The following is a 6673-nucleotide window of genomic DNA, read 5'->3' on the forward strand; positions in this document are numbered from 1 at the left end:
GGAGATGGTCGGAGATCGCGCCGTCCACCGGCCGTACGAGCTGGGCGAGCCGGTACAGGTGGTCCCGCTCGGCCGCCGACAGGCGCAGCGCCCGGGTGAGCGCCTCCACGACCTGGGAGGAGGGGTTGGTGGCGCGGCCCTGCTCCAGCCGGGTCACGTAGTCGACGGAGATCCCGGCGAGCTGGGCCAGCTCCTCCCGCCGCAGCCCGGAGGCCCGCCTGCGGCCGCCCGGAGGCAGCCCCGCCTCGCCCGGCGGGAGCCTGTCCCGCCAGCGGTGGATCGCCGTCCCGAGTTCCGCGCTCGCCATACGGTCCAGTGTGCCGCGCGGGGCGTACGCCCGCCTGGTACCACCAGTCCCAGGAAAACCGGCCCTCTGGCTGCCGACGGGCGGGCGGCGGAGGCTGGAACCATGACGAACACACTGATCACCGGAGCGAACAAGGGCCTCGGCTTCGAGACCGCCCGCCGCCTGCTGGCCGAGGGCCACACCGTGTACGTGGGCGCCCGCGACGAGGAGCGGGGCAGGCGGGCGGCCGGGGAACTGGGCGCGTCCTTCGTCCGGCTCGACGTGACCGACGACGCGTCCGTCCTGGCGGCGGTCCGCACGCTGGAGGCGGCGGGCGGCCTGGACGTCCTGGTCAACAACGCCGGCATCGAGCCGCGCCGCCCGGACGGCGGCTTCGTCGACCCGGCGGCGGTCACGGCGGACGACGTCCGGGAGGTCTTCGAGACGAACGTCTTCGGCCCGGTCCGCGTCCTGCAGGCGTTCCTCCCCCTCCTCCTCCGCTCCCCCGACCCGGTCGTGGTCAACGTCAGCAGCGGCCTGGCCCTCACCCGCGCCCTCGCCGACCCGTCCGCCCCGGAGCACTTCTACCCCGACCTCTCCTACCCCGCCTCCAAGGCCGCCCTGAACATGCTGACCGTGCAGTACGCGAAGGCGTTCCCCAACCTGCGCATCAACGCGGCGGACCCCGGCTTCACGGCGACGGACCTCAACCACCACACGGGGACGCGGAGCGTGGCGGAGGGCGCGGAGGTGATCGTGCGGCTGGCGTGCGAGAAGAAGGTGAGCGGGACCTTCCAGGAGCAGGCGGGGGTGCTGCCCTGGTAGCCGCCGGAAGGTCATCCCTCGCTGAGCCGGGCGTAGGCCCGGTCGTGGTACAGCAGCGGGCGGCCGCCGGAAGGGGGTTCGACCGTGAGGGCGCGGGCGACGATCAGCCGGTGCTCTCCCGCGGGGACGGCCGCCTCGACCCGGCACACCAGCCAGGCCAGTACGCCGTCCAGCAGCGGGACACCGTGCGGGCCCCGCCGCCAGCGGGTCGGTGCGGCGAAGCGGTCCGGTCCGCCGGCGGCGAAGGTCGCCGCGAGGTCCCGCTGGCTCTCCGCGAGGATGTGCACCCCGACGTGGGACGCCTCCCGGAAGACGGGCCAGCTCGACGAGGCGGTGCTCATCGAGAACGAGACGGTGGGCGGCGCCGCCGCCACGGAGGAGAGCGAGGTGGCCGTGAACCCGGCCGGGCGGCCGGCGTGCGCGGTCACCACGGCGACTCCGGCCGCGTGGTGCCGGAAGACGGACCGGAACGCCTCGGCGGTGAGCGGCGGCGCGTCGGTGTCGGTGTGGACCGTCACGGTTTCTCCTCCATGGGCGGGTACGGGGACGCGGGCGTGACCGGCCCGGTTCACCGGGCGGGAACCGGGCCGGTACGCGTCAGGCGGACGGCGGGGTGCATCCGGCTGCGGTGAGGTGGGCGGCGAGCCCCCGGACCGTCGGGTGGCGGAACAGGTCGGGCCAGCGCAGGCCGTTGCCGATGCGGGTCAGACAGCGCAGGGCGGACATGGAGTCGCCGCCGAGCGCGAAGAAGTCGTCGTCGCGGCCGACCGGCTCGGTGCCGAGGATGTCCTGCCACACCGTGGCGATGTACTCCTCCCAGGCGCCGACCGGAGCCTCGGTGGAGGCGGGGCCGGAGCCCGGTTCGTCCGGCGTGACGGCGAGGGCGCCGAGGGCCTTGCGGTCGAGCTTGCCGTTGACGTTGAGAGGCAGCTCGTCCAGCACGAGGATCGCCGCGGGCACCATGTAGGAGGGCAGTGCCTTGGCCAGGTGGGCGCGCAGTTCGTCGGGTCGCGGCGCGGGACCGGGGTGGGCGACGGCGTGGCCGACCAGGTGCCGGCCGCCGGCCGCGTCCTCCCTGGCCGTGACGACGGCCTCCCGCACCGCGGGGTGGGCGCGCAGCACGGCTTCGATCTCGCCCAGTTCGACGCGCAGTCCGTGCAGCTTGACCTGGAAGTCCTTGCGGCCGAGCAGTTCCAGGACACCGTCGGGGCGCCAGCGGGCCAGGTCACCGGTCCGGTAGAGGCGGTCGCTCACGTCGCCGTACGACCACTCGAGGAACCGTTCGGCCGTCAGCTCGGGGCGGTCCAGGTAGCCGCGGGCCAGGCCGGTGCCGGCGAGGTGGAGTTCGCCGGCGACGCCGGGCGGAACCGGCTGCCCCGCGTCGTCCAGGACATAGGCGCGCTGGTTGGCCATGGGCCTGCCGTAGGGGATGCTCGTCCAGGCGGGGTCGGTCTCCACGACCTCGTAGAGGGTGGAGTGGATCGACGCCTCGGTGGCGCCGCCGAGGACGACGAAGCGGACGCCGGGGGCGAGCGCCCGGACCCGGTCGGGCAGGGACACCGGGACCCAGTCGCCGCCGAGCATGACCAGGCGAAGCCGGGCCAGAGCCGCGCTCCCGGTGTGCTCCAGGTGCTCCGTGACCAGTTCCAGCAGGGCCGGGGCGGAGTTCCAGACGGTGACGTCGAACCGGTCGAAGAGCTGGGCCCAGTACGCGACGTCCTTGGCGCGGTCCGCCTCGGGCACCACGACGGTTCCGCCGGCGGCGGTGATGCCGAGGAATTCGTACACCGACATGTCGAAGCTCGGCGAGGACAGGGCGAGGACGCGGTCCGAGGGGCCCACGCCGTAGCGGGAGTTGAGGTCCGCCAGGTTGTTCACGACGCCTCGGTGGCGCAGCGCGATGGGCTTGGGAAGGCCCGTCGAGCCGGAGGTGTGGATGACGTAGCAGAGGTCGTCCGGGCCGGCGGTGCGCCCGGGGTCGGTCTCCGGACGGCCGGTGAGTTCCGGGGCGGTGCCGTCGAGGAGTCCGTCGGCGAGGACGACGAGGCGGTCGGTGCCGGGTGCCGGGGCGGGCAGCACGGAGGCCCGGAGCCGGTCGGTGACGACGACGGCGCAGGAGGTGCCCTCCAGCATGGTGGTGAGCCGCCGGCTCGGATAGTCCGGGTCGAGGGGGACGTAGGCGCCACCGGCCTTGAGAATCCCGAGTACGGCGGCGAGCAGGGTGGCCGAGCGCTCCAGGCACAGCCCGACCCGCACGTCGGCTCCCACGCCCGCCTCCCGGAGGCGGTGGGCCAGCCGGTTGGCGGCGGCGTTGACCTCGCCGTAGGTCCAGGTGCGGCCCTCGTGGACGACGGCGGGCGCACCCGGAGCGTCCGCGGCCCGCTCCTCGAACGCCGTGTGGAGGCAGGTGGAGTGCGGCAGGTCGGCCGACGTGTCGTTCCACTCGGTCAGGACCCGGTGTGTCTCCTCGGCGGTGAGGAGGGCGAGCCGGGACACCGGGGTGTGCGGGTCCTGGACGGCGTGTGCGGTCAGGGTGCGCAGATGGGAGAGGACGCGGCGGGCCGTGTCGAGGGTGAACAGCCCCTCGTCGTAGCGCAGTTCGGCTGTCCACTCGGCACCCCGCCGGACCAGGGCGAGGTGCAGTTCGTACGGCGGGGCGTCCTGCGGTGCGGCGCCGAGGACCGCCGCCACCGGGGGTGTGCCCGCGTCGGCGGCGGCCGTCACGGACGTACGGCCGGTGACGAGACCGGCCGGGGTGGAGTCCTCGGCGACGGCGTATCCGGTGAGGCCCTCGGGGGTGGCGACGGAGATCCGGTCCTGGCCGGTGAGGCGGTGCAGCAGGGCGGCGAAGCAGGCGAGGAGCAGGTCGCCCGCCGCCGCGCCGTCCCCGGCCAGGGCACCCCGGACCACACCGGTGGCGCGCGGTTCGGCACCGGCGCGGCGCGGCCGGTCGGCGGGGACGAGTACGGCGGGCCAGGCGGCGAGAGGGGCGGCGGTCATGGTGTCGGGGCTCACAGGGCGGCTCCTGTTCCGAGGGCACCGGGGCCGTCGGCCCGGACGGTCGCGTGCGGCAGGGGGTGGCGGGCGCACAACGCCCGCACGTGCTCCCGCAGTTGGACACGCTCATGGGGGTCGACGCGGTACTCGGTGTCGCTCAGCGGTGTGGTGGCGGCAAGGACGGCGTGCATGAGTTCCGCGCACTCCCGCATGTGCTCCGGCCCCATACCGCGCTGGGCGAGGATGTTGCAGCCCAGCCGGACGCCGCTCGTGACCAGCGGGGACCGGGTGTCGCCCGGTATGCGGTTGCGGTTGACGAGGATGCCGCACTCCTCCAGGGCCCGTTCCGCGACGACACCGGTGAGCCGGCTGTCACGGAGGTCGATCAGGACCATGTGGTTGTCGGTGCCGCCGGTGAGCACCCGGTGCCCCAGCCGCCCCAGTTCGGCCGCGAGGGCGCGGGCCCCGGAGACGGTCAGCCGAGCGGTGCGGGCGAAGCGGGGCTCGGCGGCGAGCGCGAACGCGCGGGCCTTGGCGGCGATCGCGGCGGGGGCGGGGGTGCCCTGGCTCTGCGGGAAGACGGCCCGCTGCATCAGCCGGTCCAGCGGAGTGCGCCCGTCGGGGCCGGCGGCCCGGTGGTCGCGGCCGCTGAGGATGAGCCCGCCGCGCGGCCCGCCGAGCTGCTTGTAGGTGCTGGTCGTGGTGATGTGCGCGTGGTCGACGGGGCTGGGGTGCTCCCCGGCGGCGACCAGGCCCGCGATGTGCGAGATGTCGGCCAGGAGGTAGGCGCCGACCGAGTCGGCGATCTCCCGGAAGCGGGCGAAGTCCAGGGTGCGGGGGTAGGCGCTGGCGCCCGCGATCAGCACGGCGGGGCGGTGTTCGGCGGCGAGTGCGGCGACCTGCTCGTAGTCGATCAGGCCGTGCGCGTCGAGGCCGTAGTGCACGGCCCGGTAGTGCCGTCCGGTGACCGAGGCCGGGGAGCCGTGCGTGAGGTGGCCGCCCGCGTCCAGGTCGAGCCCCAGCAGGGTGCCGCCGGGCGGCACGAGGGCGGCGAGCACGGCGAGGTTGGCCGAGGAGCACGAATGCGGCTGGACGTTGGCGTACCGCGCCCCGAAGAGGTCCTCGGCCCGGCTCACGGCGAGCCGTTCGACCTCGTCGAAGTTGGCCGCTCCGGGGTGGTAGCGGGCGCCGGGGTAGCCCTCGGCGGTGACGTTGGACAGCGCGGAGCCGCCGGCGGCGAGGACGGACGGGGCGGCGATGCTGGCGGAGGCGATCATCGCCAGGGTGGTGTCCTGGTCGCGGACCTCCGCGTCGAGCAGCTCCGCCAGTTCGGGGTCTTCCCGGCGCAGCTCGGCCAGTCCCGCTCGCGCGAGCCCGAGCTGGCCGTACTCCGCCTCGGCCGGAAGCGGGGGGAGGGGGGCCACGGTCATAGCTGCTCCTCGATGACGCGCCACAGTTCCGGCATGGAGTCCAGCAGGTAGAGATGGCCGCCGGGCATCTCGTACTCGGCGTAGTCCTTCGTGGTGAAGGTCTTCCAGTCGGCGACGCCCTCCGAGGTGGCCAGGGTGTCCGACACCCCGCGCAGCGCGGTGAGCGGGACGGGCAGGGGGTCGCACTCCTCGGGGCGGTAGTCGCCGTACTGCTCCAGGAGCCGGGCGTCGGAGCGGAGCGTCGGCAGCAGGATGGCGCGCAGCTCGGGGTTGTTCAGGGCCTCGAAACCGCGCGCGCTGTCGCTCATCAGCCGGTTGACGGCCTCGTCGTCATCGTCGCTGAGGCCGGTGTAGCCGCGGTAGCGGGGGCTGCGGGTGCCGCTGACGATCAGCCGCTCGGGTACCGGCCCGCCGGTCTCGCAGAGATGGCGCGTGACCTCGTAGGCGATCAGTCCGCCGAAGCTGTGGCCGAAGACGGCGAAGGGCTCGCCGGCGGCGGCCTCGGTGATGCGGCGGGTGACGTCGGCGACGCACTCCGGGAACGAGGTGTAGCGGGGCCGGGAGAACTCCTCCTCTCTGCCCGGTAGCTGGATGGGCACGGCGCGGGCGCGGTCGGTGGCCAGGGCCTTCCAGGAGCGGTAGACGCCGGCACCGGCCCCCGCGTACGGCAGACACATCACTAGTGTCATCTGGCGATCTCCTCAGTGGTGGTCGTGAGCAGGGCGAGCCGGTGCCGGACGGCGTCCGACAGCGCGGCCAGACGTCCCGCCCAGAGCCCGCCGGCGGGGGCCTGGAGCATCCCCTCCAGGCGGTGGCCGGGCAGCTCGTTCAACTGGAACAGCACCTCGGCCTGGGTGCCGAGCGGGGTGACGGGTGCGGTGCGCATCCGGACCGTGCCCGCGTCGTGGACGGGGCGCGGCCAGCTCTCGTAGGCGAACAGGGCCTGGTACAGCGGCATACGGCGGCCGGGGCGGGTCCGTACGGCGCGGACCAGGTCGTCCTGCGGGAGGTCCATGTGGAACAGCCCGTCGGTGAAGGTCGTCCAGGTGCGCTCACAGGCGCCGGCCTCGGCCGGGCGACGTATCCGCACCGGCAGGGTGGTGAGCAGGCAGCCGATCGCGTCCTCGAGGTCCGG

7 protein-coding genes are annotated in these 6673 nt (G+C 74.4%); 1 reads left to right on the forward strand and 6 read right to left on the reverse strand.

Translation table 11 applies throughout. The annotated features are described in order from the left end of the window. The coding region (locus CCN33_RS21740) for a helix-turn-helix domain-containing protein (protein WP_140394617.1) at positions 1 to 307 on the reverse strand (307 nt) is incomplete at its 3' end. Positions 308 to 409: 102 nt separating this feature from the next. Between CCN33_RS21740 and CCN33_RS21745 the strand changes: the two genes are divergently transcribed. Beyond that, on the forward strand, positions 410 to 1111 hold the full coding sequence (locus CCN33_RS21745; protein ID WP_086695228.1) for an SDR family NAD(P)-dependent oxidoreductase: 702 nt from the start codon (positions 410 to 412) through the stop codon (positions 1109 to 1111). Positions 1112 to 1122: 11 nt separating this feature from the next. On the opposite strand, the gene CCN33_RS21750 is transcribed toward CCN33_RS21745, so the two are convergent. The 5 genes from CCN33_RS21750 to CCN33_RS32180 all read right to left on the reverse strand — a co-directional run. Further along, positions 1123 to 1629: a flavin reductase family protein gene (locus tag CCN33_RS21750; protein WP_086695229.1), complete on the reverse strand. Its 507-nt coding sequence runs from the start codon at positions 1627 to 1629 to the stop codon at positions 1123 to 1125. Positions 1630 to 1708: 79 nt separating this feature from the next. Then, positions 1709 to 4126, reverse strand: a complete 2418-nt coding sequence (locus CCN33_RS21755; protein ID WP_086695230.1) for a non-ribosomal peptide synthetase — start codon at positions 4124 to 4126, stop codon at positions 1709 to 1711. Next, positions 4123 to 5538 carry a serine hydroxymethyltransferase gene (locus CCN33_RS21760; protein WP_086695231.1) on the reverse strand — a complete coding sequence of 472 codons (1416 nt, stop codon included), beginning with the start codon at positions 5536 to 5538 and terminating at the stop codon, positions 4123 to 4125. Before CCN33_RS21760 ends, CCN33_RS21755 begins: the two co-directional genes overlap by 4 nt. After that, positions 5535 to 6227, reverse strand: coding sequence for a thioesterase II family protein (locus CCN33_RS21765; protein ID WP_086695232.1), 693 nt, complete (start codon positions 6225 to 6227; stop codon positions 5535 to 5537). Before CCN33_RS21765 ends, CCN33_RS21760 begins: the two co-directional genes overlap by 4 nt. Beyond that, a partial coding sequence (locus CCN33_RS32180) for a hypothetical protein (RefSeq protein WP_167387915.1) occupies positions 6224 to 6673 on the reverse strand: 450 nt, incomplete at its 5' end. The genes CCN33_RS32180 and CCN33_RS21765, both read right to left, overlap by 4 nt.

The organism is Streptomyces recifensis (assembly GCF_002154615.1).
In the GTDB taxonomy this organism is placed as follows: domain Bacteria; phylum Actinomycetota; class Actinomycetes; order Streptomycetales; family Streptomycetaceae; genus Streptomyces; species Streptomyces griseoluteus.

Bases quoted from the DNA above. Each gene is read 5' to 3' on its own strand.
- CCN33_RS21765 (WP_086695232.1), bottom strand. From the start codon at position 6,227: ATGACACTAGTGATGTGTCTGCCGTACGCGGGGGCCGGTGCCGGCGTC.
- CCN33_RS21745 (WP_086695228.1), top strand. From the start codon at position 410: ATGACGAACACACTGATCACCGGAGCGAACAAGGGCCTCGGCTTCGAG.
- CCN33_RS21760 (WP_086695231.1), bottom strand. From the start codon at position 5,538: ATGACCGTGGCCCCCCTCCCCCCGCTTCCGGCCGAGGCGGAGTACGGC.